This window comes from Xenophilus sp., from assembly GCF_044462705.1.
GTDB lineage: Bacteria > Pseudomonadota > Gammaproteobacteria > Burkholderiales > Burkholderiaceae_C > Xenophilus > Xenophilus azovorans.
This window is the reverse complement of sequence record NZ_JBIQNC010000027.1, coordinates 1-24,446: the sequence shown is the minus strand read 5'-3', so window position 1 is coordinate 24,446 and position 24,446 is coordinate 1. Positions and strand designations below refer to the sequence as shown.

27 protein-coding genes are annotated in these 24,446 nt (G+C 70.2%); 4 read left to right on the top strand and 23 right to left on the bottom strand.

Annotated features, from left to right (window positions below):
- Positions 1–46 precede the first annotated feature (46 nt).
- Entirely contained in the window at positions 47–964 is a 918-nt protein-coding gene (gene yedA / locus ACIY1X_RS07115; RefSeq protein WP_399679339.1) for a drug/metabolite exporter YedA, read from the top strand.
- Positions 965–970: 6 nt separating this feature from the next.
- Here yedA and ACIY1X_RS07110 read toward each other — a convergent pair whose 3' ends face one another.
- From ACIY1X_RS07110 to ACIY1X_RS07095, 4 genes are all read right to left on the bottom strand, one after another.
- Positions 971–2,077: a 5-methyltetrahydropteroyltriglutamate--homocysteine S-methyltransferase gene (locus ACIY1X_RS07110; RefSeq protein WP_399679338.1), complete on the bottom strand. Its 1,107-nt coding sequence runs from the start codon at positions 2,075–2,077 to the stop codon at positions 971–973.
- Between the two features lie 101 nt (positions 2,078–2,178).
- Entirely contained in the window at positions 2,179–3,888 is a 1,710-nt protein-coding gene (locus ACIY1X_RS07105) for a tannase/feruloyl esterase family alpha/beta hydrolase (RefSeq protein WP_399679336.1), read from the bottom strand.
- A 3-nt stretch (positions 3,889–3,891) separates the two neighbouring features.
- Positions 3,892–4,902, bottom strand: coding sequence for a Bug family tripartite tricarboxylate transporter substrate binding protein (locus ACIY1X_RS07100; RefSeq protein WP_399679333.1), 1,011 nt, complete (start codon positions 4,900–4,902; stop codon positions 3,892–3,894).
- 31 nt (positions 4,903–4,933) lie between these two features.
- Complete coding sequence (locus ACIY1X_RS07095) at positions 4,934–5,413, bottom strand: DUF3237 domain-containing protein (protein ID WP_399679331.1); 480 nt, start codon at positions 5,411–5,413, stop codon at positions 4,934–4,936.
- 87 nt (positions 5,414–5,500) lie between these two features.
- On the opposite strand from ACIY1X_RS07095, the gene ACIY1X_RS07090 reads away from it, so the two are divergent.
- Positions 5,501–6,289, top strand: a complete 789-nt coding sequence (locus tag ACIY1X_RS07090) for a helix-turn-helix transcriptional regulator (protein ID WP_245610868.1) — start codon at positions 5,501–5,503, stop codon at positions 6,287–6,289.
- Here ACIY1X_RS07090 and ACIY1X_RS07085 read toward each other — a convergent pair.
- The 11 genes from ACIY1X_RS07085 to ribD all read right to left on the bottom strand — a co-directional run bounded on the left by ACIY1X_RS07085 (position 6,264) and on the right by ribD (position 15,279).
- Complete coding sequence (locus ACIY1X_RS07085; RefSeq protein WP_399679329.1) at positions 6,264–7,250, bottom strand: aldo/keto reductase; 987 nt, start codon at positions 7,248–7,250, stop codon at positions 6,264–6,266. The genes ACIY1X_RS07090 and ACIY1X_RS07085 overlap by 26 nt on opposite strands.
- 13 nt (positions 7,251–7,263) lie before the next feature.
- Positions 7,264–8,265 (bottom strand): cell envelope integrity protein TolA, encoded by a 1,002-nt coding sequence (gene tolA / locus ACIY1X_RS07080; protein WP_399679326.1) that lies wholly within the window; start codon positions 8,263–8,265, stop codon positions 7,264–7,266.
- Positions 8,266–8,297: 32 nt separating this feature from the next.
- Entirely contained in the window at positions 8,298–8,735 is a 438-nt protein-coding gene (locus ACIY1X_RS07075) for an ExbD/TolR family protein (RefSeq protein WP_399679323.1), read from the bottom strand.
- 19 nt (positions 8,736–8,754) lie between these two features.
- On the bottom strand, positions 8,755–9,477 hold the full coding sequence (gene tolQ, locus ACIY1X_RS07070) for a protein TolQ (RefSeq protein WP_038218488.1): 723 nt from the start codon (positions 9,475–9,477) through the stop codon (positions 8,755–8,757).
- A 12-nt stretch (positions 9,478–9,489) separates the two neighbouring features.
- Complete coding sequence (gene ybgC, locus ACIY1X_RS07065; RefSeq protein WP_399679320.1) at positions 9,490–9,960, bottom strand: tol-pal system-associated acyl-CoA thioesterase; 471 nt, start codon at positions 9,958–9,960, stop codon at positions 9,490–9,492.
- Entirely contained in the window at positions 9,957–11,147 is a 1,191-nt protein-coding gene (locus tag ACIY1X_RS07060; RefSeq protein WP_399679317.1) for a pyridoxal phosphate-dependent aminotransferase, read from the bottom strand. The genes ybgC and ACIY1X_RS07060 overlap by 4 nt, the downstream gene beginning before the upstream one ends.
- The gene (gene nusB / locus ACIY1X_RS07055) at positions 11,147–11,638 is read right to left on the bottom strand and encodes a transcription antitermination factor NusB (protein ID WP_399679315.1); all 492 of its coding nucleotides are present in this window, start codon (positions 11,636–11,638) and stop codon (positions 11,147–11,149) included. The genes ACIY1X_RS07060 and nusB overlap by 1 nt, the downstream gene beginning before the upstream one ends.
- Positions 11,639–11,699: 61 nt before the next feature.
- On the bottom strand, positions 11,700–12,176 hold the full coding sequence (gene ribH / locus ACIY1X_RS07050; RefSeq protein WP_399679313.1) for a 6,7-dimethyl-8-ribityllumazine synthase: 477 nt from the start codon (positions 12,174–12,176) through the stop codon (positions 11,700–11,702).
- 6 nt (positions 12,177–12,182) lie between these two features.
- A complete protein-coding gene (ribBA, locus tag ACIY1X_RS07045; protein ID WP_399679311.1) occupies positions 12,183–13,337 on the bottom strand; it encodes a bifunctional 3,4-dihydroxy-2-butanone-4-phosphate synthase/GTP cyclohydrolase II in 1,155 nt (384 codons plus the stop codon).
- Positions 13,338–13,355: 18 nt separating this feature from the next.
- Complete coding sequence (locus ACIY1X_RS07040) at positions 13,356–13,997, bottom strand: riboflavin synthase (RefSeq protein ID WP_399679308.1); 642 nt, start codon at positions 13,995–13,997, stop codon at positions 13,356–13,358.
- A gap of 160 nt (positions 13,998–14,157) precedes the next feature.
- Positions 14,158–15,279 carry a bifunctional diaminohydroxyphosphoribosylaminopyrimidine deaminase/5-amino-6-(5-phosphoribosylamino)uracil reductase RibD gene (gene ribD / locus ACIY1X_RS07035; RefSeq protein WP_399679306.1) on the bottom strand — a complete coding sequence of 374 codons (1,122 nt, stop codon included), beginning with the start codon at positions 15,277–15,279 and terminating at the stop codon, positions 14,158–14,160.
- 163 nt (positions 15,280–15,442) lie between these two features.
- Between ribD and vapB the strand changes: the two genes are divergently transcribed.
- Positions 15,443–15,676, top strand: a complete 234-nt coding sequence (vapB, locus tag ACIY1X_RS07030) for a type II toxin-antitoxin system VapB family antitoxin (RefSeq protein WP_399679304.1) — start codon at positions 15,443–15,445, stop codon at positions 15,674–15,676.
- On the top strand, positions 15,676–16,086 hold the full coding sequence (locus ACIY1X_RS07025; protein WP_038218508.1) for a type II toxin-antitoxin system VapC family toxin: 411 nt from the start codon (positions 15,676–15,678) through the stop codon (positions 16,084–16,086). Before vapB ends, ACIY1X_RS07025 begins: the two co-directional genes overlap by 1 nt.
- Before the next feature lie 225 nt (positions 16,087–16,311).
- On the opposite strand, the gene ACIY1X_RS07020 is transcribed toward ACIY1X_RS07025, so the two are convergent.
- The 8 genes from ACIY1X_RS07020 to glyA all read right to left on the bottom strand — a co-directional run.
- Entirely contained in the window at positions 16,312–16,740 is a 429-nt protein-coding gene (locus ACIY1X_RS07020) for a type IV pilin protein (RefSeq protein WP_399679300.1), read from the bottom strand.
- Positions 16,737–20,012 carry a pilus assembly protein gene (locus ACIY1X_RS07015; protein WP_399679298.1) on the bottom strand — a complete coding sequence of 1,092 codons (3,276 nt, stop codon included), beginning with the start codon at positions 20,010–20,012 and terminating at the stop codon, positions 16,737–16,739. The genes ACIY1X_RS07020 and ACIY1X_RS07015 overlap by 4 nt, the downstream gene beginning before the upstream one ends.
- A 35-nt stretch (positions 20,013–20,047) precedes the next feature.
- Positions 20,048–20,827 (bottom strand): PilX N-terminal domain-containing pilus assembly protein, encoded by a 780-nt coding sequence (locus ACIY1X_RS07010; protein WP_399679362.1) that lies wholly within the window; start codon positions 20,825–20,827, stop codon positions 20,048–20,050.
- A 2-nt stretch (positions 20,828–20,829) separates the two neighbouring features.
- Positions 20,830–21,594 (bottom strand): PilW family protein, encoded by a 765-nt coding sequence (locus ACIY1X_RS07005; protein ID WP_399679294.1) that lies wholly within the window; start codon positions 21,592–21,594, stop codon positions 20,830–20,832.
- The gene (pilV, locus tag ACIY1X_RS07000) at positions 21,591–22,157 is read right to left on the bottom strand and encodes a type IV pilus modification protein PilV (protein ID WP_399679293.1); all 567 of its coding nucleotides are present in this window, start codon (positions 22,155–22,157) and stop codon (positions 21,591–21,593) included. Before pilV ends, ACIY1X_RS07005 begins: the two co-directional genes overlap by 4 nt.
- The gene (locus ACIY1X_RS06995; protein ID WP_399679290.1) at positions 22,148–22,735 is read right to left on the bottom strand and encodes a GspH/FimT family pseudopilin; all 588 of its coding nucleotides are present in this window, start codon (positions 22,733–22,735) and stop codon (positions 22,148–22,150) included. Before ACIY1X_RS06995 ends, pilV begins: the two co-directional genes overlap by 10 nt.
- A 151-nt stretch (positions 22,736–22,886) precedes the next feature.
- A complete protein-coding gene (gene nrdR, locus ACIY1X_RS06990; RefSeq protein WP_399679287.1) occupies positions 22,887–23,330 on the bottom strand; it encodes a transcriptional regulator NrdR in 444 nt (147 codons plus the stop codon).
- A gap of 19 nt (positions 23,331–23,349) precedes the next feature.
- The coding region (gene glyA / locus ACIY1X_RS06985; protein WP_399679284.1) for a serine hydroxymethyltransferase at positions 23,350–24,446 on the bottom strand (1,097 nt) is incomplete at its 5' end.

Genomic DNA, 24,446 nt, shown 5'->3' with positions numbered 1-24,446 from the left:
GAATCATGCATGGATGAACGGCCATCGCTTTCATACCATGCGAAGCATGTCTTCCTCCGCCGCACCCCTGCGCCCGCCGGGTTCCCCGGCCTTCGGCCTGCCGCCGCTGCTGTGGCTGTGCCTGGCCGCCACCTGGCTGGTGTGGGGCTCGACCTACCTGGCCATCAAGGTGGCGCTGGTGAGCTTCCCGCCCTTCCTGCAGATGGGCTCGCGCTTCCTCGTCGCCGGCGCGCTGCTGGCCGCGTGGATGCGCTGGCGCGGCGCGCCCTGGCCGAGCCGGCGGCAGTGGCTGCATGCGCTGGCGGTCGGCGGCCTGATGCTGGGCGGCGGCATGGGCGGCGTGGGGCATGCCGAGCAGTCGGTCGGCTCCGGCCTGGTGGTGGCCTTCATCGCGGTGGTGCCGCTGATGATCGCGCTGCTCAATTCATTGTGGGGCGTGCGGCCCTCGTGGCTGGAAGGAGCGGGCATCGCGGTCGGCCTGGGCGGCGTGCTGCTGCTGACGCAGGGCCGCGGCTTCCAGGCCTCGCCGGCGGGGCTGGCGGCCATCTGCATCGCCTGCGCCTGCTGGTCGCTGGGCAGCGTGCTCAGCCAGCGCAGCCTGCCGCTGGCGCCCGGCGCGATGGGCTTCGCCAGCGAGATGCTGTGCGGCGGCGTGGTACTGATGCTGCTGGCCGCCGCCAGCGGCGAGCGCATGGCCTGGCCGCCGCGCGCCGACGCGGCCGCGGCGTGGCTCTACCTGGTGGTGTTCGGCTCGCTGGTCGCCTTCAACGCCTACATGGTGCTGCTGGCGCGGGCGCCGTCCGGGCTGGCGGCCAGCTACACCTTCGTGAATCCCGTCATCGCCATGCTGCTGGGCGTGGGGCTGGCCGGCGAGGTGGTCACGCCCTTCGAGTGGGCGGCGGTGGGCGTGGTGCTGGCCGGCGTGCTGCTGCTGCTGCTGGCCAACCACGCCCGGCGGCGCTGAGGGGCTTCAGTCCCCCCAAACCTCGCGCGCCGTCTCGATCACCAGGCGCAGCTTCGCGCGCTGCGCCTCCACCGCGATGTTGTTGCCGTGCACGGTGCTGGAGAAGCCGCACTGCGGCGACAGCGCCAGTTGCTCCAGCGGCGCGTACTTGGCGGCTTCGTCGATGCGGCGCTTGAGCGCGCCCTTGTCCTCCATGTCGCCGAACTTGGTGGTCACCAGGCCCAGCACGACGGTCTTGCCCTTGGGCAGGAAGCGCAGCGGCTTGAAGTCGCCGGAGCGCGCGTCGTCGTACTCCATGAAGTAGGCGTCCAGGTCCATCTCCTTGAGCAGCGCCTCGGCCACCGGCTCGTAGTTGCCGGCGGCGGCGTGCGTGCTCTTGAAGTTGCCGCGGCACAGGTGCATCGCCAGCAGCATGCCCGGCGGCTTCTGCGCCACGACCTTGTTGATGAACTTCGCGTAGCGGTGCGGCAGCTCGTTGGGGTCGTCGCCGCGCTGGCGGGCGGCCTCGCGCATCTTCTCGTCGCACAGGTAGGCGAGGTTGGTGTCGTCCATCTGCACGTAGGTGCAGCCGGCGGCGGCGAGCGAGCGCAGCTCGTCGCCATAGGCCTTGGCCACGTCGTCGTAGAAGTCGGGTTCCAGCTCGGGGTACGCCTCCTTGCTGATGCCGGCGCGCCCGCCGCGGAAGTGCAGCATGGTGGGCGAGGGGATCGTCACCTTGGGCGTGCGGCCGGCCGACACCTGGCTCTTGAGGTATTCGAAGTCCGCGAGCTGGATGTTCTTCGCGTGGCGCACCTTGTCGATGACGCGCATGACGGGCGGCGCCAGTTCCTCGGTGCCGTCGGGCTTGCGGATGGTGACGGGGATGTCCGTCTTCACGCCGCCGAGCTGCTCCAGGAAGTCGATGTGGAAGTAGGTGCGGCGGAACTCGCCGTCGGTGATGCTCTTGAGGCCCACGTCCTCCTGGAACTTCACGATCTCGGTGATGGCCCGGTCCTCCACCTCGCGCAGCTGCTCGGCGCCGATCTCGCCCCGGGCCTTCTGTTCGCGGGCATCGAGCAGGTACTTCGGGCGCAGGAAGCTGCCGACGTGGTCATAGCGGGCAGGCAGTTGCATGGGGGTCTCCTGAAAGGCGGTGGAACGGGCGGCGCGGCGCGGCCGTGCCGCGCCGAACTGGTTCTTGACTGTAACGTTTTCGCGCCCGTCCGGCAGCGGCCTCAGCGGCAGCTGAAGCTCGCCGCGTCCTCGATGCTGCCCCGGCCGTCGTGGCGCGGCTGGGCCGGCCAGGCGCACAGCGGGCGGGTGCGTCCGGGCCAGGCCACCTCGGGGTTCTCGGGCCGCGCGCGCGCCACGATGCGCGTGGGCGCCTCGCCTTGCTCGACCCACTTCACCAGGGCGGAGAGCCCGTCGTACTGGTCGGTGGCCGGGCCGCCGCTGCAGTGCGCCATGTTCGGCACCGTGAACAGCCGCGCGATGCCGTCGGTGCGCTCGCCGTAGCGTGCGCGCAGCCGGTCCAGGTAGCGCACCGTGTCCTTCACCGAGAACACCGGATCGCTCACGCCGTGGAAGAACAGCAGCTTGCCCCCGCGCCGCACGTAGGCGTCGACGTCCGGCGACTCGGCGGCCACCATCTGCATCGCCGATTCGCGGAAGGGGCCGCCGGTGGCGTGGACCTTCGCCGCGTCGCGCGCCGGGTCGAAGCCCATGGCGTAGGCCCAGAAGTCGGTGGTGACCGTCGGCGGCGTCGTGAAGAACATCGCCAGGGCGCCGGTCATCAGCGTGAGGTTGCGCGCGTTGGCCTCGCCCTGCTGCGCGTCGCCGAACTTCCAGCGCGTCCATTCGCGCGAGTGCAGCCCGGCGTCGAAGGCCCAGTCCGAGTAGATCACCCGGCCCTGCGCGTCCTTCACGCCGGCAAAAGACTTCTGCAGCGCCTCCACCTGCGCGGGGCCCAGGCAGGCGGCGGTCTTCGCGCCCCGGCAGCGCAGCTCGGCGGGATCGAAGCGGCAGGCGGGCCAGTTGTCGACGATGCCGTCCTTCAGGCCGTCCAGCGCGTCGCAGCGCGCCAGCACGGCGCGGGTGAGCAGTTGCATGTCCGCCGGCGAGAAGGCCTTCGCCAGCACCGGCCGCCCGGCGGCGGCGGGCGGCGCCTGCTCGGTCGCGGCGCGGGCGTAGAGCTGCGTGTCGTACACCGCCTGCACCGAGGCCAGCGGCACGCGGTACGCCGGCGCGGAGGCGATCACGCCGTCGAACATGTCGGGGTAGCGCTGCGTCATCATCATCGCCTGCCGCCCGCCGTTGGAGCAGCCCACGAAGTACGAGCGCCGGGGCGCCTGGCCGTAGTGCGCCGCAATGAGCTGCTTGGCGGCGCGGGCCGTTTGCGCCATCGCGTTGTAGCCGTTGTCGGCGCGTGCCTGCGGGTCCAGCCCGAACTGATAGGGCCCGTTGGGGCCGGGTTCGTTGAGGTGGCCGGTGTCGGTGAAGACCACGGCGTAGCCCTGCAGCAGCGCGTTGCCGGTGTTGCCGCCGCCGGTGAGCACGCCGATCGCGTCGCGCAGCACGCCGTCGGTGCCGCCGCCGCCCTGGAAGAAGAAGCGGCCGTTCCATTCGGCGGGCAGCCGCAGGTCGAAGCCGATGGCGTAGGGCTTGCCGTCGATGCCCGTGCGCTCGGCGATCCTGCCTTGCACGTGGCAGTGCGCCGGCACGCGGGCGGTGCTGCCCGGTGCGCCAGGCTGGATGCCGGTGAGCGCGATGCTGCCGGCGGGCACAGCCTCGGCCAGCGTGAGGCGTGTGTTCGCCACGGCCATGCCCGCCAACTGCGCACAGCCGACGGGGGCTGCTGCCGTCCCGCTGCCGGGGCCGGCGTCTCCAGGTTGGGCGCAACCGGCCATCAGCGTGGCGGCGGCGGCGGCGGCGAGGGTGCCACGCATCGCTCAGTCCGCCTTGAAGCCGGTCGCCTTGACCACCTTGCCCCAGGTGGCCGTGTCGCTGGCGATGATGCCGGCGAAGGCCTGCGTGCTGGTGCCGGTGGCGCGAAAGCCGGCGTCCTCCATCTTCTTCTGACCGTCGGGCGACTGCATGGCCCGCACGATGCTGGCGTTGAGCTTCGCCACGATCTCCGGCGGCGTCTTGGCCGGAGCGACGATGCCGAACCAGGCGCTGAACTGCAGGTTCGGGTAGCCCAGTTCCTTGAAGGTCGGCACGTCCGGCAGCATCGGAGAACGCTGCTCGCCGGTGCTGGCCAGCCCGGTGAGCTTGCCGGCCTTGACGTTGGGCGCCGACAGGCCGACGCTGGCGAAGGCACCGGCCACGTCGCCGCCGATGATGCCGGCGAGCGCGTCGCCGGTGGAGCGGTAGTGCACCGCCTCGGGCTGCAGGCCGACCGTGTCGCCCAGCCGGTACGCGCCGAAATGCCCCAGCGTGCCGGCGCCGAAGGTGCCCATGAACAGGCTCTTGCGCTCGCGCGTCCAGTCCACGAAGGCCTTGAAGGTGCGGGCCGGCACTTTCTGCGGGCTGGACACCAGCACGAAGTCCGAGGTCACGACCTGCGACACCGGGACGAAATCCCGGGCGGGGTCGTAAGCCAGCTTGCTGTAGGTGCTGGGCGCGATGCTGAGCATGCCGGTCTCGGCCAGCAGCAGCGTGTAGCCGTCGGGCTGCGCGCGGGCGGCTTCGGAGGCGGCGATCAGCCCGCTTGCACCGGCCTTGTTGTCGACGACCACGGCCTGGTTGTTCCAGCCCTCCGAGAGCTTCTGCGCCAGCAGCCGGGCCACGATGTCGGGCCCCGTGCCGGCCGCGAAGCCCACGATGACGCGCACCGGGCGGCTGGGGTAGGACGCCGCGTCCTGCGCGGCGGCCGGGCTGGCCAGCGCGAAGGTGGCGCAGGCCGTGGCGGCGAGGACGAGGGCGCGGCGCTGCGCGCCCGCGGCAGGGGCGGTCGTCATGGGATGTCTCCTGAAGGAACGAGGGAACGGGCTACTGCACGGCGAAGAAGCGCATCACCACCTGGGCCGGATGGCGCACGCCGACGCCGATGAACAGCCGCTCGGTGATCCAGTGCAGCGCCTTCGACGTCGTCTCGAAGCGCGGGCTGCAGCGGAAGTAGATCTGCGCCGGGTCCACCGGCTCGCCGCGCAGCAGGCGCTGCATGGCCTCGGGCGGCGCGGTGCGGATGGCGTGGTTGCGCACGTAGATCAGCTCGCCGGCATCGGTCTCCAGGCCGTAGCGTGCGTCCAGCTCGGAGGCGGTGTCGCTGGCGATGCGCTGGAAGTCCGCGCCGCCCGGCAGCACCCGCGCGCGCCAGCCTTCGCCCTCGGCGCGGCCGCCGAGGATGGGCACCACCCGGCGCAGCCCCTGCGCGCCCTGGCCCAGCACCAGCGGCTCGCCGACGTCGACGGACACGTCGGCAAAGCGGGCGAGGGCGGGCATGCGCAGCGGATCGGTGTCGTGGTTCATGCGGCTAGCGTAAGTCCGCTGGCGCGCGAGGGCGGTCATCCTGGAAGATGACGGACTTTCCCCAGTCCCTCGTTCCCTTTCCCTCCCATGCGTACCTGGACCCCCGACCCTGCCGGCGCCCCGGCGCTGCTGGCCGAGCGCATGCCGCAGGTGGTGCCGGCCCTGGGCGAGACGGACTTCGGCACTCGCCTGCTCGATGCCCTGGGCGAGGCGCTGCCGGTGGGCTCCTTCTCCGTCTACCGCACCGGCCCGCGGCCGGCGATCTTCGTCAGCGGCAGCCGGCACCTGCCCGACACCACCCGCGACTGCTGGCACGCCTACCTGTCGGGTCCGATCCGCGCCGACCGCACGCTGCGCGACGAGCGCCTGCCCAGCCTGCGCGTGTGCCACATCACCGCGCGCGAGGTGCCGCCCGAGCACCGCGCCAAGGTGTACGAGGCGCACGGCGTGGTCGAGCGCGTCTCGGTGGTGGAGGACGAGCCGGCCGGCGACGGCTCGCTGTTCGCCGTCAACTTCTACCGCCACCAGCACCAGCGGCCGCTGGGCGACGCGCACCTGGCCGACTTCGGCAGCGCGGGCCGGCTGCTCATGGCGCTGGCGCGCAAGCACGTGGCGATGACGCAGCGCGGCGCATCGCCCGAGGCCGATGCGGCGGACCTGCACGGGCGCCTGCTGGCGCGCTGCCCCGCGCTGACGGTGCGCGAGGCCGAGGTCTGCCTGCGCCTGCTGCGCGGCATGACGCAGGAAGGCATTGCCGCCGACCTGGGGCTGGCGCTGCCGACGGTGAAGACTTACCGCAACCGTGCCTTCGGCCGGCTGGGCATCCACTTCCGCAGCGAGCTGTTCGCGCTCATGCTGCTGCGGGAGGCGCCGTAGGCGCCGCCTCGGCGCTGGCCGCGTCCAGCCGCGCGAGGGTCGCGGCATCGAGCCGCAGTTCGGCGGCTTGGCGCAGTTCGTCCAGTTGCGCCAGCGAGGTGGCGCTGGCGATGGGCGCGGTGATCGACGGGCGCGCGATCTGCCATGCCAGCGCGACCTGCGCCGGCGTTGCGCCGTCGTGGGCCGCGGCGGCCTCGTCCAGCGCCGCCAGGATGCGCAGGCCGCGCGGGTTCAGGTACTTGGCCGTCGTGCTCTTGCCGCGCGCGCTCTTGGCGGCATCGGCCTCGCTGCGGTACTTGCCCGTGAGGAAGCCCGCCGCCAGCGCATAGAAGTTGATGACGCCCACGTTGCGCTGCACGCACAGCGGCTCCAGCGCCTCCTCGTACACCGCGCGGTCGTACAGGTTGTACAGCGGCTGCAGCGACTCGTAGCGCGGCAGGCCCAGGCGCTCGGCCACGTCCAGCGCCTCGGCCAGGCGCGGCGCCGTGTGGTTCGATGCGCCGATGGCGCGCACCTTGCCGGCGCGGATCAGGTCGGCGAAGGCGCCCAGCGTCTCTTCCAGCGGCGTGTCGGCGTCGTCGTCGTGCGACTGGTACAGGTCGATGCGGTCGGTCTGCAGGCGCTTGAGCGAGGCCTCCACCGCCTCGCGGATGTAGCGCGGGCTCAGGCCCTTCCTGCCTTCGCCCATCGGCTTGCCCACCTTGGTGGCCAGCACGACGCGGTCGCGCTTGCCGCTGGCGCGCAGCCACTTGCCGATGATCGTTTCCGACTCGCCGCCCGCATGGCCCGGCACCCAGCTCGAGTACACGTCGGCGGTGTCGATGAAGTTGAAGCCGGCGTCCAGCCAGGCATCGAGCAGGCGGAAGGAGGCGGCCTCGTCCACCGTCCAGCCGAACACGTTGCCGCCGAAGGCGAGGGGAGAGACCTGCAGGCCGGAACGGCCGAGGGGCTTCAACTGCATGGCATGCTTCCTTTCAGTTCTTCGGCCGCATCACGATCTGCGGGAAGGGCGAGGGCACGCGGCCGTCGGTGTCGCGCGGCATCACCTCGGTGCGCTGCACGGCGCGCAGCGCGGCCTCGTCCCAGGCCTTGTTGCCGCTGGACTTGACCAGCCGGGGCGTGCCGACGATGGTGCCGTCCGGCGCCGTCTGGATCTCGATCAGCGCCTCGGGGTTGCCGCTGATCGAGTTGGGGTCGAACACCGTGTTGCGCTTGATCAGCGCCGCCACGCGGCCCAGGTAGCCGGCCGACACGCCGCCGCTGCCCGCGCCCTGGCCCGAGCGCGGCCCGCTGTTGGCCTCGGCCTGCCCGCTGGCCGCGCCGTTGGCCTGCCCCAGCATGCGGCGGATGTTGTCCTGGCGCGCCTTCTCGGCGGCGGCAGCGCGCTCGGCAGCAGCCTTTTTCTCCGCTGCGGCCTTGGCCGCGGCCGCCTTCTCGGCCTGCTCGCGCTTCTTCTGCTCGGCCAGGCGCTGCTGTTCCTTTTCCTTCTGGCGCTCGGCTTCTTCCTCGCGCCTGCGCTCCTCGGCCTCCTTCTTCTCCTGGGCGGCCTTGCGCTCGGCTTCCTGGCGGCGCCTTTCCTGCTGCTGCTGGCGCTCGCGTTCGCGCTGGGCCTGTTCCTCGCGCAGCTTGCGCTCGCGCTCCAGGGCGATGTCCGGCTCCTTCGGCGGCGGCGGGGCGGGCGGCGGCTTCACGGCCTCGGGCGGGGGGGGCGGAGGAGGGGGCGGCGGCGGTGCGGGCCGCGGCGCCGGGGCGGGCGGCGGAGACGGCGCCACGGCCGTGCGCTGCGCTGCCTGCTGCGTGGTGGACGACCAGATCTCGGCCTCGATGGCGTCGTCGTCGCCGTCGCGCTTCCAGCGCACGCCCCAGGTCAGCGCGGCGATCAGCAGCGCGTGGGCGATCAGCGCCAGCAGCAGCGCGCGCCCCGTGCCGCGCTGCGGCGGCGGGGTGAACTCCGGGCCCTCGTGGGGCAGCGACATGCGCATCGATTGCAAACCGGTCGCCTCCGTCGTCAGCGGCCAGGGGTGGTCTGCACGGACAGGCCCACGCGCTCGATGCCGGCGCGCTTGAGCTCGTTCATGGTCTTGACCACGGTCTCGTACTTCACGTTCTTGTCGGCGCTGATGACCACCGGGCGCTGGTCGTCGCCGCCCTGCGCGTCCTTCACGGCCTTGCCGATCTGGCTCATCGGGATCTCCAGGCCGGCCGAGCCGGTGGCCGGGTCCTTCTTGAAGTGGACGACCTCGTCCTTGTCGACGGTGATCTCCAGCGGCTTGTCGGGCTGCTTGTTGGCGCGGTCCACGCTGGGCAGGTTGATCACGCTGGGCGTGATGAGCGGCGCGGTGACCATGAAGATGATCAGCAGCACCAGCATCACGTCGATGAACGGGACCATGTTGATCTCGTTGATGGTGCGGCGTCCTCGGCCGCGGGAGGCGACGGCGGGCATGGGCGTGTCCTGGCTGGGTTCAGTGGCCGGAGGCGGCGATGTTGGCGGCGCGCGTCTGCTGCGGGTTGCCGGCCGAGAGGTTGCGCTGCAGGATGTTGGAGAACTCCTCGATGAAGGTCTCCAGCGCGATGGCGACCTTGTCGATCTCGCGCGCGAAGCGGTTGTAGCCCACCACCGCCGGGATGGCGGCGAACAGGCCGATGGCGGTGGCCACCAGCGCCTCGGCGATGCCGGGCGCCACGGTGGCCAGCGTCACCTGCGTCATGCTGGCCAGGCCGGTGAAGGCGTGCATGATCCCCCACACCGTGCCGAACAGGCCCACGTAGGGACTGACGGAGCCGACGGTGGCCAGGAAGGACAGGTTCGACTCGGCCGCGTCCAGCTCGCGCTGGAAGCTGGCCCGCATGGCGCGGCGGGCGCCTTCGAGCAGCGTGTCGGCGTCGTGGATGTGGCGCTCGCGCAGCTTCTGGTACTCGCGCATGCCGGAGGCGAAGATGCGCTCCATCGGCCCGGCGAACTTGGCGTTCTGCGCGGCCGAGGCGAACAGCTCGTTCAGGCTGGTGCCCGACCAGAAGTCGCGCTCGAACTCGTCGTTGAGCGCGCGCATGCGGCGCAGGGCGAAGTACTTGCGGATGATCGCGGCCCAGCTGGCCACCGACACCACGACCAGCAGCAGCATGACCAGCTGCACCACGAAGCTGGCGTGGAGGATGAGGGTGATGATCGAGAAGTCTTGGTTCATTGGGTTGGGTCTCTAGGCACCCGCGGCGGCCGCCGCCCGGATCGGGCTGCGCGGGGCCGCCGCAGGTAGGGAGCGCAAATGGGGTTCGAGGGTTCCCGTCAGTTCGGCGGGCATGCGCGCCGGGCGCATGCGCTCGCCGTCCACCCAGCCGATGCGGATGCTGCCCTCGCACAGCACCACGGCGGGGTCGGCCTTCATGCACACCTGCTGTGCGATGACGGCGGAAGCGGGGCCGATCTGGCGCAGCTCGGCGCTGACCAGCAGTTCGTCGTCGAGCCGGGCCGGGCGGTGGTACTTGAGCTGCGTCTCGCTCACCACGAACATGCCGCCGGTGCGCTCGCGCAGCGCGCGCTGCTCCACGCCCAGGCTGCGCAGCCATTCGGTGCGCGCCCGCTCCATGAACTTCAGGTAGTTGGCGTAGAACACGATGCCGCCGGCATCGGTGTCTTCCCAGTAGACGCGGATGGGGAGCCGGAAGCTCATCCCAGTGCCTTGAGGCGCTGCACCGCCTCTTCCAGGTGCGCCATCGAGCTGGCGGTGGAGAAGCGCACGAAGCGCGCGGTGTCGGCCGTGCCGAAGTCGCGGCCCGGCGTGACGGCGATGTGGGCGCGGCGCATCAGCTCGAAGGCGAAGTCCCAGCTCGTGTCGGCGGCCGTCACGTCCAGCCGGCGGGCGAATGCCGTGCAGTCGGCCCAGGCGTAGAAGGCGCCGTCGGGCACCACCGGCACCGGCAGGCCCAGCGCCTGCAGCTGCGGGATGAACCAGTCGCGCCGGGCGCGGAACTCGCCGCGGCGGCGCTCGTACTCGGCGATGCTCTCCGGCTCGAAGCAGGCCAGGGCGGCGTACTGCGACACGGCGCTGGCGCAGATGAAGAGGTTCTGCGCCAGGCGCTCGACCACCGGCACCAGCGCCTCGGGCACCACCAGCCAGCCCAGGCGCCAGCCGGTCATGTTGAAGTACTTGCTGAAGCTATTGATGCTGATGACCTGGTCGTCGATCGCCAGCGCGCTCTGGCCGAAGGCGTCGTCGTAGGAAAGGCCCAGGTAGATCTCGTCGATCAGCGTGAGGCCGCCGCGTTGCTGCACCACGGAATGGATGCGCCGCAGCTCGTCGGGCGCGATGGAGGTGCCGGTCGGGTTGGAAGGCGAGGCCAGCAGCACGCCGCGGGTGCGCTCGGTCCACGCGTCCTCCACCTTGGCCGCGCTGAGCTGGAAGCGCTCCTCGGCGGTCGAGGGAATCATCACCGCGCGCCCCTCGGCGGCGCTGACGAAGTGGCGGTTGCACGGGTAGCTCGGGTCCGGCATCAGCACCTCGTCGCCGGCCTCGATCAGCGCCAGGCAGGCGAGCTGCAAGGCCGCAGAGGCGCCGGCCGTGACGACGATGCGGCGCGCTGGCACGTCGAGGCCGAAGCGCTCGGCATACCAGCCGCTGATGCGCTCGCGCAGCCGCGGCAGGCCCGTGGCCTGGGTGTACTGGGTGGCGCCGGCGCGCACCGCGCGCATGGCGGCCTCCTGCACCAGCGGCGGGGCGGTGAAGTCGGGCTCGCCGATGTTCAGGAAGATCATCGGCCGCTCGCTGTCGGCCACCTCGCGGGCGAGGGCGGAGGCGGCCTTGGCCACCTCCATCACGTAGAAGGGCTCGATGCGCTCGGCGCGGGTGGCGATGCGCATCAGGGCCTGGCCTTTCCGGTGGCGCGGTCGGCCTCCACTTCCACCGCCCGCAGCGTGGGCGCCAGTCCGTTGAGCACGGCGTTGACGTATTTGTGACCGTCGGTGCCGCCGAAGCTCTTGGCCAGCTCGATGCACTCGTTGATGACCACGCGCCACGGCACGTCCGGGCAGTGGCGGAACTCGTAGGCGCCGATCCACATCACCGCGTGCTCGATGGGGGAGATCTCCTCCAGCTTGCGGTCCAGCAGCGGGACGATCAGCGCATCCAGCTCGGCGCCTTCCGCGATCGAGCCGTGCAGCAGCGCGTCGTAGTGCGCCGAATCGGCCTTGTGGAAGCCCGACAGGTCGCGCGTGAAGACGTCGATGTCGGTGGCCGGGTTGCGCCCGACCAGGTGCTGGTAGAGCGCCTGCAGCGCGAACTCGCGCGCGCGGGTGCGGCCGGACTTGCTCGCTGCCTTGCGCGGCGCGTGGGAGGGGGCGGCGTCGCTCATTTGACAGCCCTCCGTCCTTCGGACTGCGGGCGCGAGCGCCTTCGGAGCGGCCGGGCGGCGCTCATCGGGCCGCGCTCCGCACCGAGCCGAGCAGCGTGGCCATCTCCACCGCCACCTGCGCCGCGTCGCGGCCCTTGTCGGTCTGCCGGGCGACGGCCTGCTCCACGTTCTCCGTGGTGAGGATGGCGTTGGCGACGGGCAGGCGGTGGTCGAGCGCCACGCGGCTGACGCCGGCGCCGGACTCGTTAGCCACCAGCTCGAAGTGATAGGTCTCGCCGCGGATGATGCAGCCCAGCGCGATCAGCGCGTCGTAGCCGCCGCGCGCGGCCAGGGCCTGCAGGGCGACCGGCACTTCCAGCGCGCCGGGCACGGTGCGGTGGTCGATGGCGTCGTCGGCCACGCCGAGCCGGTGCAGCTCGGCCAGGCAGGCCTCGGCCAGCGCGTTGGTGATGTCCTCGTTGAAGCGGGCCTGCACGATGCCGATGCGCAGGCCGCGCCCGTCCAGCGGCCCGGCCGCGCCCTTGTTGGCGTGAAGCATGCTCTTCTAGTCCTTCTTTTCTATATAGCCGGCGATCTCCAGGCCGAAGCCCGCCGCCATGCTGGGCATGCGCCGGGGCGTGCCCATGAGTTTCATCCGGTGCGCGCCGCATTCGCGCAGGATCTGGGCGCCCACGCCGTAGCTGCGCAGGTCCATGCGGCCGCGTTCGGGCGCCTGGGCGGGGCGGGCGGTGCCCTCGAACTGCGCCAGCAGCTCGGCGGCGCTCTCGCCGCAATTGAGCAGCACGGCCACGCCGCGGCCTTCGGCGGCGATGTGGGCCAGGGCGGCGTCCAGGCTCCAGGAGTGCATGGGGCGCTCCAGCTCCAGCGCGTCCAGCACCGACAGCGGCTCGTGCACGCGCACGGGCACCACCTCGTCGGCGCCCCAGGTGCCGCGCACCAGCGCCAGGTGCACGCCGCCGCTGGGCGAATCCTTGAAGGCGTACAGGGTGAACTCGCCGTGCGCGGTGCGGATCTCGCGCCTGCCCACGCGCTGCACCAGCGTCTCGGTGTGGCTGCGGTGCTCGATCAGGGCCGCGATGGTGCCGATCTTCAGCCCGTGCTCGGCGGCGAAGCGCTGCAGGTCGGGCAGCCGGGCCATGGTGCCGTCCTCGTTCATCACCTCGCAGATCACGGAGGCGGGCGAGCAGCCGGCCATGGCGGCCAGGTCGCAGCCGGCCTCGGTGTGGCCGGCGCGCACCAGCACGCCGCCGTCCACCGCCTGCAGCGGGAAGATGTGGCCGGGCTGCACCAGGTCGCTGGCCTGGGCGTCGGGCGCCACGGCGGCCTGCACCGTGCGCGCGCGGTCGGCGGCCGAGATGCCGGTGGTCACGCCCTCGGCCGCCTCGATCGAGACGGTGAAGGCGGTCGAGTGCTTGGCGCCGTTGCGCGCCACCATCGGCGGCAGGTTCAGGCGCTCGCACATCTCGCGCGAGAGCGTCAGGCAGATCAGGCCGCGCGCATGGCGGGCCATGAAGTTGATTGCCTGTGGCGTGATGTGGTCGGCGGCGATGACGATGTCGCCCTCGTTCTCGCGGTCCTCCTCGTCCACGAGGATGACCATGCGGCCGGCGCGCAACTCCTCGACGATCTCTTCGACGCTGGAGATGGGCGCCGGTTCGAGGGCCCTTGCGGCGCCCAGGGCGGTGACGGATGCGTTCATGTGGTCGGTGTGTGCAATTCAGGCCGCCCGGCCGGGCACGACGCCCGCCAGGAGCATGCGCTCCACGTAGCGGGCGACGGTGTCCACCTCGAGGTTGACGCGGCTGCCGGCCTGGAGCTGGCCCAGCGCAGTGTGCTCGACGGTGTGGGGGATGAGGTTGATGCTGATCTCGCAGCCGTCGGCCTGGTCGGCCACGGTGTTGACGGTGAGGCTCACGCCGTTGACCGTGATCGAGCCCTTGTAGGCGAGGAAGCGGGCCAGCGCGGCGGGGGCGAGGATGCGCAACTCCCAGCTCTCGCCGTGCGGCGCGAAGCGGCTGACGCTGCCGATGCCGTCCACGTGGCCCGAGACGATGTGGCCGCCCAGGCGGTCCTGCGGGCGCAGGGCCTTCTCCAGGTTGAGCGCGGTGCCCGCCTGGTCGAGCCCGGCCGTCTTGTCGAGCGATTCGGCGGAGATGTCGATGGTGAACCGGCCGGCAGCGGGGTCGAGGCCGGTGACCGTCATGCACGCGCCGTTGAGGGCGATGCTGTCGCCCAGGCCGACATCGTCCAGGTAGCCCGCCGGTGCGGAAATGGCCAGGCGCTTGCCGTGGGCGGAGGAGGAGCCGAGGTCGTGGACGGCGGCGATGCGCCCCACGCCGGTGATGATGCCGGTGAACATAAGCCGGCGATTTTCGCAGAGAAGCGTCCGGGAGAACCCGGAGACGGTTTCACGAGGCAACGGCGGACCGCCGGCTCTGGGGCTCACAAGCATTTGCGTCAATCGACAAGAACCGTTCAGGCTGAGCTTGTCGAAGCCCCGCGCCGCGCTTCGACAAAGCTCAGCGTGAACGGTTGATATTGTCGAACGCGTCGCGGCCCGGGATGCGTGCCACCAGGCGCAGGTCGGGCCCGATCCGTTCCACGTCGTGGAATTCGAACGCCGGCGCGGCGTCCAGCCCCGCCAGCGAGGCGCCGGCGAAGGGCCGTTCCGCCACGCCCATCCCCTCGCCGAGCAGCTTGGGGGCCAGGTACAGCAGCAGCTCGTCCACCAGCCCCTCGCGCAGCAGCGAGCCGTTGAGCTTGTGGCCGGCCTCGACGTGCAGTTCGTTGACCTCGCGGCGCGCCAGGTCCGTCATCAGCGCGGCCAGGTCGACCTTGCCGCGGGCATTGGGCAGCACGCTGACCGTGGCGCCGCGCGCCTGCAGCGGTGCGGCGCGGGCGGCATCATCGGCGGCCGCATAGATCCAGACCGGACGCTGCGCCTCGAAGATGCGGGCGCCGGGCGGCGTCTGCAGCCGGCTGTCCACCACCACCAGGGGCGGCTGGCGGGTGGCGCCCGGGTGGCGCACGTCCAGGCGCGGATCGTCCTCCAGCACCGTGCCCACGCCGGTGAGCAGCGCGCCGGCGCGGGCGCGCCAGGCATGGCCGTCGGCGCGAGCCGCCTCGCCGGTGATCCACTGGCTGGTGCCGTCGGGCAGGGCCGTGCGGCCGTCCAGCGAGGCGGCCGCCTTCATGCGCACCCAGGGCAGGCCGCGCGCCATGCGGCTGAGGAAGCCGATGGTGATCTCCCGCGCCTCGGCGGCGCCGGGGCCGACGGCCACCTCGACCCCCGCCGCGCGCAGCCGGGCGAAGCCCTGTCCGGCGACCTGGGGGTTCGGGTCTTCCAGCGAAGCGACCACCCGGGCGATGCCGGCGGCGGCCAACGCCTCGCAGCAGGGGCCGGTGCGGCCGTGGTGGGCGCAGGGCTCCAGGGTGACGTAGGCGGTGGCCCCGACGGTCGAGCGGCCGCGCGCCTGGGCGTCGCGCAGGGCCATGATCTCCGCGTGCGGCCCGCCCACGGCCTGCGTCCGCCCCTCGCCGATCACGCCGCCGTCCGTGCCGACGAGGACGCAGCCGACGGCGGGGTTCGGAGGGGTGTCGGGCAGGGCCAGCCGGGCCAGGTGCAGCGCGCGTTCGATCATGCGGCGCAGCATAGCGCCGGCGCGGAACGCCCTCGCATGCGGCTCCACGCGGCCGCTCGCTCAGGCCGGCCGACCCGTGGGCCGCGCCGAACTTTTTGCGAATTTGACGCCGCGCGCCACGCCATATACCATTGCGATATACATTTTTCCCGGGGAGCGTCGCATGTCCATTGGTACTGTTTTCATCAACAACCGCACCCAGGCCGTGCGGCTCCCTGTGGATGTGCGCTTGCCCGAAGGCGTTCGCAAGGTGGCAGTGCGCGCCAGAGGCAATGAACGCATCATCGCGCCGCTCGGTCAGTCCTGGGACAGCTTTTTCCTGGAAGGTCCTGCCGTCAGCGACGATTTCATGGTCGACCGCGCCAGCCAGCACCAGTCAGAGCGGGACGCGCTCTGATGCTGCGCTACCTGCTGGACACCAACATCGTCATCTACGTCCTGAAGCGGCGCCCCATCGAGGTTCTGCCCGTCTTCAATGCCAATGCGGGCCGCATGGCGATCTCGTCCATTACCCTGGCCGAGCTTCTGCATGGCGCGGAGAAAAGCAGCCGTGTCAGCGAGAACCTGTCCGCCATCGAGGACTTCTGCAGCCGTCTCGATGTGCTGCCCTACGGACCCAAGGCTGCCCAGCACTACGGTGCCATTCGCGCAGCCCTGGAGAAACAGGGCCGGCCTATCGGTGTGAATGATCTGCACATCGCCGGCCATGCACGCAGCGAAGGCTTGGTACTGGTGACCAACAACGTGTCGGAATTCGCGCGCATACCTGCCCTTGGAGTGGAAAACTGGGTCAACGCCAGCCGGTGAGATTGCGCGACTGATGGGCGCCATGGGGCGCGAGCAGAACGACGAGTGGAATCAGCCGAACCAGCCGGTCCAGGTGCGGCGCGCGTTCGGTCATGCGGCAGAGCGTGGCGCCGGCGCGGAATGCCTCCGCACGCGGATCTACGCGGCCACCGGTTCGGGCCGGTCCATCAAAAGTCTCTTGGGCCCACCCCTCTTCCAGCCATTCATGGAAGCGCTGTCCGCCTGCTATCGGCTCCAGCACTCGTCCTTGCTGGCGGTGGCGCCCTCCACCTCGCGCGCGCCGGCCTGCGTCAGCGTGTAGCTGCCGCACTTGTCGCCGGCCTGGGCGCCGGTGGGCGTGGCGGTCAGCTTGTAGCTCGCGCCGTCGTCGCCGACGGCGTAGCTGATGGTGTAGCGCTGGCCGTTCACCTTCGTCAGTTCGCCGGGAAATTCCGTGGCGTCCGTCAGGTACAGGCCGGTGGCGGTGGCCACCCGCTCCAGCCACTGCGCGGCCTGCATCAGCCCGGCGCGCGCTTCGGCCCGGTGGCCGCGGCGCACGTATTCCTGGTAGCTCGGCAGGGCGATGGCAGCCAGGATGGCGACCACCGCGACCACGATCATCACTTCGATCAGGGTGAAGCCGCGGGCGCGAGCACGGGCGTGGCGCGGCTTCATCGCGCCTGCCTCCAGGTGGCCCGCAGGCTGGTGAAGGCGCCGGCCTTGAGGTCGTCGCAGCGGACACCGGGGCCGGCGATGCACTTGCTCCCGCCGTCCTCGCCGCCCTTCTTGATCGCCGTCGATGCCCCTCCGCTGGGGTCTTCCGCCCGCGACGGATTGCCCGTGGACGGTGCGCTGGCGTACGCATACACCGCATAGCTGGGCGCTGCTCCGTTCAGGACGTTGATCGTGGTCAGGAAGTTCTTCCCGTTGCTCACGGGCGGGGTGCAGGTCTCTTCGTCGGGGTTCTGGTTCCCCGTTGCGGGCACCTTCGTCGGGAAGGTGAACAGGCGGCCGGACAGCCAACTGGCGGTGTCGAGCGAGCGCTCGGCCGTTTCGGGCAGGTCGAGGTACCACCCCTTCTTCGCATCCGTGCCGCTGTAGGGCACCGGATTGGAGGACACCGTCCACAGCTTGGTCTCGTTGCCCGCCGTGGTGGCCGTGGAGCCGGCGCTGACGCTCTGCTGCACCAGCGCCGAGCGGCCGGCGACGGCATTGTTGCCGTCCGCGAACGAAATGGTGGTCGAGCTCGTCGCCGTATTGGTGGTGGTGCCGAAGGTGTACTTGGTGCTGTCCCACACGCCATACAGCGTCTGCCTCTGCGTGTCGGTGCGGTCGCCGCTGGTCAACTCGCGGCCCGTGCCGAAGGTCAGCATCAGGCCGCCATTGGGGTGGAGCAGCCAGGCGGGCGCCGTGGTGATCGGCTGCGCCGCGCCGCTGGCGTCCTTCGCGGTGAACAACGGGTTGCCGCCGAAGGCCACGGACCAGTTCGCCGCGCTGGCATGGCTCAGGTCGAACTTCCACAGCCGGCCCTTGAGGTCGCCTGCATAGGCCACGTCCGGAATGCGGTCGCCGTTGAGGTCGACGAGTTGCGGCGGCGCCAGGCCGTTGCCGCCGCCGGCCGTGTTGTCGGCGGTGAGCTTGAGCAGTTCCTTGTCGCCGTCGAGGTACTGGACCAGCAGCACCGCCTTCTCGCTCGCGCTGTTGTAGCCGTTGCCCATCACCAGGGCCCAGCGCCCGTTGTTCATGCGTGCGACCTGCGTGGCGCGCGAGGGCGTCACCTGGTTCGTCACCGGCCTGCCGGTGATGTGGCCCACGTCCTCGTCCAGCGTGGCGGCGGCCGTCTTGTCGAGCACCACCAGGCTGGCCGCGTTGGCGGCCGAGAAGTTCCCCGGATCGGTCACGTCCAGCACGAAGTAGCCGCGGCCGCCCAGGCCGGGAAAGCCCGCCAGGTAGGTCTTCCATGCGCCGCCGATGTAGGCGTCGGCCGTGAAGGGCGAGCCGTCGACGTAGTAGCGGTGCGCGTAGCCCGGTCGCGACAGTTCGGGCAGAGCCGCATTCAGCCCCTCCGGGATGTAGGCGATCAGTTCCTTGCCGCCGTTGGTGGTGTCCAGCCGGGCGTCGAAGCCGTGCAGCATGCCGTCGTTGGCTCCGACGTAGATCATCGGCCGGCGGGTGGCGTTGTTGGCGGCGAAGGTGGCGTAGTCGTTGGTCGTGTAGCCCGCATCGGGCTTGCCGGCCGTGAACCACACGTCGGAGTTGACGATGTCGCCATGCCGCGAGGCGCGCGTGCGGAAGGGCCCGGCAGGCGTCTGGTTCTGTTCCTGGCTGTGGTCGCCGCGGATGTAGGCCACGCGCTGCTCGCCGAGGGCATCGGGGGTTGCGCCGGGCGTGGCGAGGTTGAGTTCGGCCTGCTGCGCTGCGCTCAACTGGCTCCATGTCCAGGAAATGCCCTGCGTGGTTGCGGTCGTGCCGCCGGTCGCGACGGTGGTGCTGGCGGAAAGCACCACGCGATCGGTGGGCGAGAAGGAGGTCTCGTCCATGATCGTTGCCGTCGACTTCGGCTTGGCGGGCTGCGAGCCGTTGGCCGGTACGGTGCCCCAGGCGCCGGTGCTGCTGACTTGGCCGGTGCCTGCGGCGATGGCATGAGCGGTGACGCCTCCCGTCCAGTTGCTGCCGTCGTAGCTTGCCGCGAAGGCCGAGCCGGCCACACGCGTGCTGTGCGAACCGACGGCCAGAGAGGTCACGGGCTTGGTGTCGTCTCTGACGATGTGGTCGAGGATTTCTCTGAATGCGGGGGCCAGGTCGGCAGCTGTGGGCGCGGGAATGAATTTCCCCCGGCTGTTGAGCGCCATGTGCCACAACTCCGGCATTCGGCGCGTCTCCGCCTGATTGGGTGTGTTGATGGGATCAGTCCAGAGCTGAAGCCCCAGGACCAGTTCATCGTAAGAACTTCCAGTCCATGTGTCCGTGCCGAACAGCGGGCGGGCCACAGTCCCGTTCCAGTTCGCAGCAGCATTGAAACCGACGGTGTAGGTGGTCATGTGCTGCCAGGTGGCAGGATTGTTGCGAGGGTTCCATTTGGGCTGGAGTGCAACGCTGCTCGATCCAACGGTCACTGTCCGAACGTCGTCGATTACCTTCTTGGGCGATACGTCGTTGTTCAGTCCGGGCTGGAGATCGGTGGCCCAGAAATGAAAGGCCAGATCCGCGAGTGTCGGTAGATTGGTCGAACCGAAGGAGTCTCTGTAGATTCGTGTCTGGTCGCTGCCTGTATCGTAGAGCGTCGACCCGTCGCCCAGTGTTCGGCTGGTCCCATCGGCATTGCCGATGGCGTTGGCGGCGCTGGTGTTGCTGTTCCCCCATCCGCCGGTGCTGTTCCATCCGCCGTCGGTCATGAAGACCGTGTACGCACGCCTGCAACTCAGCATCGGCTCTTGGCGTTGCCCCGGAATGCTCGCCCACGGGCTGTCAACGCTTGGAGGCTGTCGATAGTACTGTCCGGCATTGAACAGCATGCGGTGAGATGGCGTCGTCCCTTGGGGGCGAAGTGTGTCGACCCAGGTCATGAAGCGCGTGCGCTGCGTGGAGTCCAGTACGCGGATGCCATTTTGGTTTGCACAGTCTCCCCCGCTCGGGATCGTGAAGCACCCGGTCATGGACTGCCATCCAAGCCGGATCGTCCCATCCGGCACATTTGCCGGCGAAAAGGTGTCTTGCAGGGCAGCACGCAGGGTGGCCATGCCGCTGTCGCCCATGCTCCCGGAGTCGTCAACGGAAATGATGACGTTCGGCGCGGGCGGCTTGTAGCCCGTCCCCGCTGGTGCCGTGCTCAGCGCCAGCGGCGCGGCCAGCACCGCGGCGGGCAGGCCCAAGGCGGCAGCTGCGGCGAGCGCGGCGGGGCGCCGGCGCAGCGAGGATGCAGGATGGATGCGTCGTTGCTTCTTCATTCTTTTCTCCCTGGGACGTGCATGAGCGCTTTCCGTCAGCCGGCGAGTTCCTTTCGCACGAAGACGGTCTGGATCACGGCGCGCGTGCCGCGCTTGAGGCCGTCGGCCACGGCGGTGATGCGGTAGACGACGCCGACGGGGTTGGCATCGACCTCGCCACCTGTGGGCGCGAGTTCGCCGGAGGTGATGGACAGCGGGTCCTTCTGGTAGCGGATGGGTTCAACCCAGTACCAGGCCTTGATGGCGTCGGCATCGCCGGTGGCGAGCAGCGGGTTGTGTTCGCCGCCGGCGTCGCCGGACTTGGCACCCGTGTACAGGCCGTAGGTGGCGGCAACCGCCTTCATCGCATCGAAATCGTCCTCGTGCAGCCAGAAGGCGCTGGCGGTGGGGCTGTCGCCGCCGACGGGCTGGGCGCAGATGCCCGCCTTGCATTTGGGGGTGAGGCTGGCGAAGGCGCTCTGGAGGAATTCGAGTTCGCCGACGTCGTTGGGGGGAGGGAAGTAGATCTTTCCGCCAGCCACGTCCTGGTTGGCCTGCAGGGCGCTCGAAGGGCGGCAGTTGTCGTGGATGGTCGCGCACGGCGTGCCGTCGGGGCTCGTGCCCATGATGTCGAACTCGGCGTCGCGCACCATGGCCTGTGCCGCTTCCAGCGCGCGCTGGTAGTCGCTGTCGTTGCCGACGATCATTTCGTTGAACAGCGCAGTGCGCGAGCCCCACAGCACCAGCAGGGTGGTCAGCAGCACCATCACGAGCACGACGAACAGCGAGACGCCGCGCTGGCGGGAGGAGGAGGAAGAAGAGGGCAGGGGGGCCATGTTCACAGCGCGACCTCGAAGAAGGGTTGGCGGCGCACGGCGAAGACGTTGCGGAACACCAGGTGGGTGCGCGTGCCGCGTGCCGGGGTCGCTCCCTGGCAGTCGGCGTAGGTGGCGCCCGTGTCGGGCACGGCTTCTTCGCCGATCAGGTCGAGGCAGATCTCGATGGCCGAAACCCGCGCCCAGCGGGCCGGGACCGCGTTCATGTCGGTCGCGGTGTAGGTGCGGATTTTGGGGGCGTCGGTGGTGCCGGTGTTGACGCGGTAGGCGACCTGGAAGTCGGCCACGTTGGCGATGACGGGTTGCGGCATCAGACTGGTGGCCCCCTTGCAGGTCAGTTCGCCTTTGTCGTTGAGCGTGAACCTGCTGCTGACCGCGGTGGTGCTGGTGTCGCCGATGCAGTCGCGCTGGCCCGCCTCCAGCGTCAGTGAGGGCTGGCTGCTGACGGTGAGGATGTCCGGCCCGGTGCCCGAGCCGTCCGAGCCGCTGATGACGGTGCCGGCGAAGTCGCCGAAAGTCATGGCGGTGGCTCCGGCGGTCGGCTGGAGTTCCAGCGAGCCGGCCTGGCGCAGCTGCAGGCCGATGATCCGCAGGGCGTACGAGGCCTGTTGCTGCAGCGCGCTGACGTCGGCGGTGGTGCGGGTGGCGCCGCGCGAGACGATCAGGGTGCCCACCGCGGCGAGGACGACCAGCAGGCCGATGGCGATGCCCACCAGCAGTTCGACGAGCGAGACGCCGGCCTGGCGTCGGGAGGAGGAGCGGCTCATGGCTGGATGTAGACGAGGTGGCAGATCAGGCCCTGGGGGCAGGTCTGCGTGGTGGTGCCGACGGAGAAGTGCTTCGTGTAGTCAGTGCTGTCGGCGTCCGTCTCGCGCTCGTTGACGCGCCAGCCGACCATCACGCCCAGCAGGCGGCGGGCGCCGTCCTCGTCGGTGTCGGAGGAGGCGAAGGTGGCCGCCTGGCCGAGCGGCAGCGTCTCGGCCACGCTGTCGCGCCAGGCCTTGAGGTCCCAGGCCGCGAGTTGGGCGGGCGTGCAGGCTGCGCTGGTGCAGTCGGTTGCGGCGGCAACGGTGGCGTCCCAGTCGGCGACGTAGTCTTCCAACTGGTCCAGCCCCCGCGGGTTGGACTTGATGCGCTCGGACAGGTCTTCGATCAGGCGCACGGCCTGCGCGCGGCGCACGCCGGTCTGCGTTTCGGCCAGCGTGCGCATTTGCACGCCGAGCATGCCGAGCACGCCCAGTGCGAGGACGACGATGGCGACCAAGGATTCGAGGAGGGTCAGGCCTTGCTGGCGGCGGGCGCGGGTGTGGCGGATGGTGTTCACGTGCATTCCTTGACCTCTCCCGGACCCGCCGGGTCGGTCTTGAGGCGCCCGGCCGCAGACATGGCCGTCGCCAGACCCAGGCCGAGGACGTCGTCCGAGTCGTCGAAGGGGCGCATGCGGACAGTGGTGCTGGTCGGGCCGACGAGGTCGCCCCAGCCGCTGAACTTGAGGCTGACGCCGGTGTTCACGCAGACGAAGGCGCCTCGGGGCAGGCCGGATGCCTGCAGAAGCTCTTCGCCGTCATCGAGGGCGCCGTTTTCGTTGGCGTCGACGAAGACGTTCCAGCCGCAGTGCCATTCCTTGGCGCCGGCTGCGGTGCATCCGGCGGCGGCCGCCTTCGCCATCGTCACGCGGCCGCCGCGCTTGATGGCCTCGGAGCGGGCGAGATACAGCGCTGCCGTGAAGTCGCCCATGGCGTGGCGCACCTGGTAGCGCTGGACGACCCGTTGGAAGCTCGGCGCCGCGATGGCTGCGAGGACAGCCAGGATCGCGATCACCACCATGGCCTCGACGAGCGTGAAGCCACGGGAGCGGGAAGGGGAACCGGGGGGATTCGCCGGAGCGCGGCGCAGGTGTTCATTCATGCCAAGCGGCATGCTATGAACTGAAAAAAGAGCAAGAAAGTGTTATTCGATCGGCGGCTTCATGCGGCCGACGAGTGGTTCGGTTTTGTGTGAGTTAACCGAGATTCCACAATTGTGCCGTTGAGATTGACATTTTTAAACGCCAAAGCGCTCAAATGTCCTTCAACAGCTTGCGAAAGGCGTCCACGTCCTCGAAGCTCTTGTAGACGGAGGCGAAGCGCACGTAGGCGACGGCATCCAGGCCCTTGAGTTCCTGCATCACCAGTTCGCCCACCTTGTGCGAATCGATCTCGCGCAGGCCGCTGGACAGCAGCTTCTGCTCGATCCGCAGCAGGGCCTCGTCGATCCGGGCCACGCCGACCGGGCGCTTGCGCAGCGCCAGCCGCATCGAGGCGCGCACCTTCCGGGTGTCGAATTCCTCCCGGCTGCCGTCGCGCTTGACCACCACCGGGAACGCGACGTCCGGGCGTTCGTAGGTGGTGAATCGCTTGTCGCAGCTGCCGCACTGGCGGCGGCGGCGCACGAAGTCCCCGTCCTCGGAGACGCGGGTCTCGACGACCTGCGACTCCGGGTGGCCGCAGAAGGGGCACTTCACGGACGGCCTCGGGCGTCGGTCAGCGGTAGACCGGGAAGCGGCTGGTCAGGGCGTGGACCTTGGCGCGCACCGCCTCGATGTTGGCCGCGTCGCGCGGGTTGTCCAGCACGTCGGCGATCAGGTGGGCGGTGGCGCGCGCTTCCTCGTCCCTGAAGCCGCGCGTGGTCATCGCCGGGGTGCCGACACGCACGCCGCTGGTGACCATCGGCTTTTCCGGGTCCTTGGGGATCGCGTTCTTGTTGATGGTCATGTGCGCGCTGCCCAGCACCGCCTCGGCTTCCTTGCCGGTGATGCCCTTGGCGCGCAGGTCGACCAGCATCACGTGGCTCTGCGTGCCGCCGCTGACGATGCGCAGGCCGCGGGCCGTCAGCGTCTCGGCGACGATCTGCGCGTTCTTCGCCACCTGCTGCTGGTAAGTCTTGAACTCGGGCGTCAGCGCCTCCTTGAAGGCCACCGCCTTGGCGGCGATCACATGCATCAGCGGGCCGCCCTGCAGGCCGGGGAAGATGGCGCTGTTGATCGCCTTCTCGTGCTGCGACTTCATCAGGATGATGCCGCCGCGCGGGCCGCGCAGGCTCTTGTGGGTGGTGGAGGTCACCACGTCGGCGTGCGGCACGGGGTTGGGATACACGCCCGCGGCGATCAGGCCGGCGTAGTGCGCCATGTCGACCATGAAGATGGCGCCGATGTCGCGCGCCACCTTGGCGAAGCGCTCGAAGTCGATGTGCAGCGAGTAGGCGGAGGCGCCCGCGATGATGAGCTTGGGGCGGTGCTCGTGGGCCTTGCGCTCCATCTCTTCGTAGTCGAGCACTTCGTTGGCGTCCAGGCCGTAGCTGACGACGTTGAACCACTTGCCGCTCATGTTCAGCGGCATGCCGTGGGTCAGGTGGCCGCCTTCGGCCAGGCTCATGCCCATGATGGTGTCGCCGGGCTTGAGGAAGGCCAGCATGACGGCCTCGTTGGCCGAGGCGCCGCAGTGGGCCTGCACGTTCGCTGCCTCGGCGCCGAAGAGCTGCTTGACGCGGTCGATGGCCAGTTGCTCGGCCACGTCGACGTACTCGCAACCGCCGTAGTAGCGCTTGCCGGGATAGCCCTCGGCGTACTTGTTGGTGAGCT

Excerpts from the sequence above, each read along its gene's own strand:
- yedA (WP_399679339.1), top strand. The coding sequence starts at position 47 with ATGTCTTCCTCCGCCGCACCCCTGCGCCCGCCGGGTTCCCCGGCCTTC.
- ACIY1X_RS07110 (WP_399679338.1), bottom strand. The coding sequence starts at position 2,077 with ATGCAACTGCCTGCCCGCTATGACCACGTCGGCAGCTTCCTGCGCCCG.
- ACIY1X_RS07105 (WP_399679336.1), bottom strand. The coding sequence starts at position 3,888 with ATGCGTGGCACCCTCGCCGCCGCCGCCGCCGCCACGCTGATGGCCGGT.
- ACIY1X_RS07100 (WP_399679333.1), bottom strand. The coding sequence starts at position 4,902 with ATGACGACCGCCCCTGCCGCGGGCGCGCAGCGCCGCGCCCTCGTCCTC.
- ACIY1X_RS07095 (WP_399679331.1), bottom strand. The coding sequence starts at position 5,413 with ATGAACCACGACACCGATCCGCTGCGCATGCCCGCCCTCGCCCGCTTT.
- ACIY1X_RS07090 (WP_245610868.1), top strand. The coding sequence starts at position 5,501 with ATGCGTACCTGGACCCCCGACCCTGCCGGCGCCCCGGCGCTGCTGGCC.
- ACIY1X_RS07085 (WP_399679329.1), bottom strand. The coding sequence starts at position 7,250 with ATGCAGTTGAAGCCCCTCGGCCGTTCCGGCCTGCAGGTCTCTCCCCTC.
- tolA (WP_399679326.1), bottom strand. The coding sequence starts at position 8,265 with ATGTCGCTGCCCCACGAGGGCCCGGAGTTCACCCCGCCGCCGCAGCGC.
- ACIY1X_RS07075 (WP_399679323.1), bottom strand. The coding sequence starts at position 8,735 with ATGCCCGCCGTCGCCTCCCGCGGCCGAGGACGCCGCACCATCAACGAG.
- tolQ (WP_038218488.1), bottom strand. The coding sequence starts at position 9,477 with ATGAACCAAGACTTCTCGATCATCACCCTCATCCTCCACGCCAGCTTC.
- ybgC (WP_399679320.1), bottom strand. The coding sequence starts at position 9,960 with ATGAGCTTCCGGCTCCCCATCCGCGTCTACTGGGAAGACACCGATGCC.
- ACIY1X_RS07060 (WP_399679317.1), bottom strand. The coding sequence starts at position 11,147 with ATGCGCATCGCCACCCGCGCCGAGCGCATCGAGCCCTTCTACGTGATG.
- nusB (WP_399679315.1), bottom strand. The coding sequence starts at position 11,638 with ATGAGCGACGCCGCCCCCTCCCACGCGCCGCGCAAGGCAGCGAGCAAG.
- ribH (WP_399679313.1), bottom strand. The coding sequence starts at position 12,176 with ATGCTTCACGCCAACAAGGGCGCGGCCGGGCCGCTGGACGGGCGCGGC.
- ribBA (WP_399679311.1), bottom strand. The coding sequence starts at position 13,337 with ATGAACGCATCCGTCACCGCCCTGGGCGCCGCAAGGGCCCTCGAACCG.
- ACIY1X_RS07040 (WP_399679308.1), bottom strand. The coding sequence starts at position 13,997 with ATGTTCACCGGCATCATCACCGGCGTGGGGCGCATCGCCGCCGTCCAC.
- ribD (WP_399679306.1), bottom strand. The coding sequence starts at position 15,279 with ATGATCGAACGCGCGCTGCACCTGGCCCGGCTGGCCCTGCCCGACACC.
- vapB (WP_399679304.1), top strand. The coding sequence starts at position 15,443 with ATGTCCATTGGTACTGTTTTCATCAACAACCGCACCCAGGCCGTGCGG.
- ACIY1X_RS07025 (WP_038218508.1), top strand. The coding sequence starts at position 15,676 with ATGCTGCGCTACCTGCTGGACACCAACATCGTCATCTACGTCCTGAAG.
- ACIY1X_RS07020 (WP_399679300.1), bottom strand. The coding sequence starts at position 16,740 with ATGAAGCCGCGCCACGCCCGTGCTCGCGCCCGCGGCTTCACCCTGATC.
- ACIY1X_RS07015 (WP_399679298.1), bottom strand. The coding sequence starts at position 20,012 with ATGAAGAAGCAACGACGCATCCATCCTGCATCCTCGCTGCGCCGGCGC.
- ACIY1X_RS07010 (WP_399679362.1), bottom strand. The coding sequence starts at position 20,827 with ATGGCCCCCCTGCCCTCTTCTTCCTCCTCCTCCCGCCAGCGCGGCGTC.
- ACIY1X_RS07005 (WP_399679294.1), bottom strand. The coding sequence starts at position 21,594 with ATGAGCCGCTCCTCCTCCCGACGCCAGGCCGGCGTCTCGCTCGTCGAA.
- pilV (WP_399679293.1), bottom strand. The coding sequence starts at position 22,157 with ATGCACGTGAACACCATCCGCCACACCCGCGCCCGCCGCCAGCAAGGC.
- ACIY1X_RS06995 (WP_399679290.1), bottom strand. The coding sequence starts at position 22,735 with ATGAATGAACACCTGCGCCGCGCTCCGGCGAATCCCCCCGGTTCCCCT.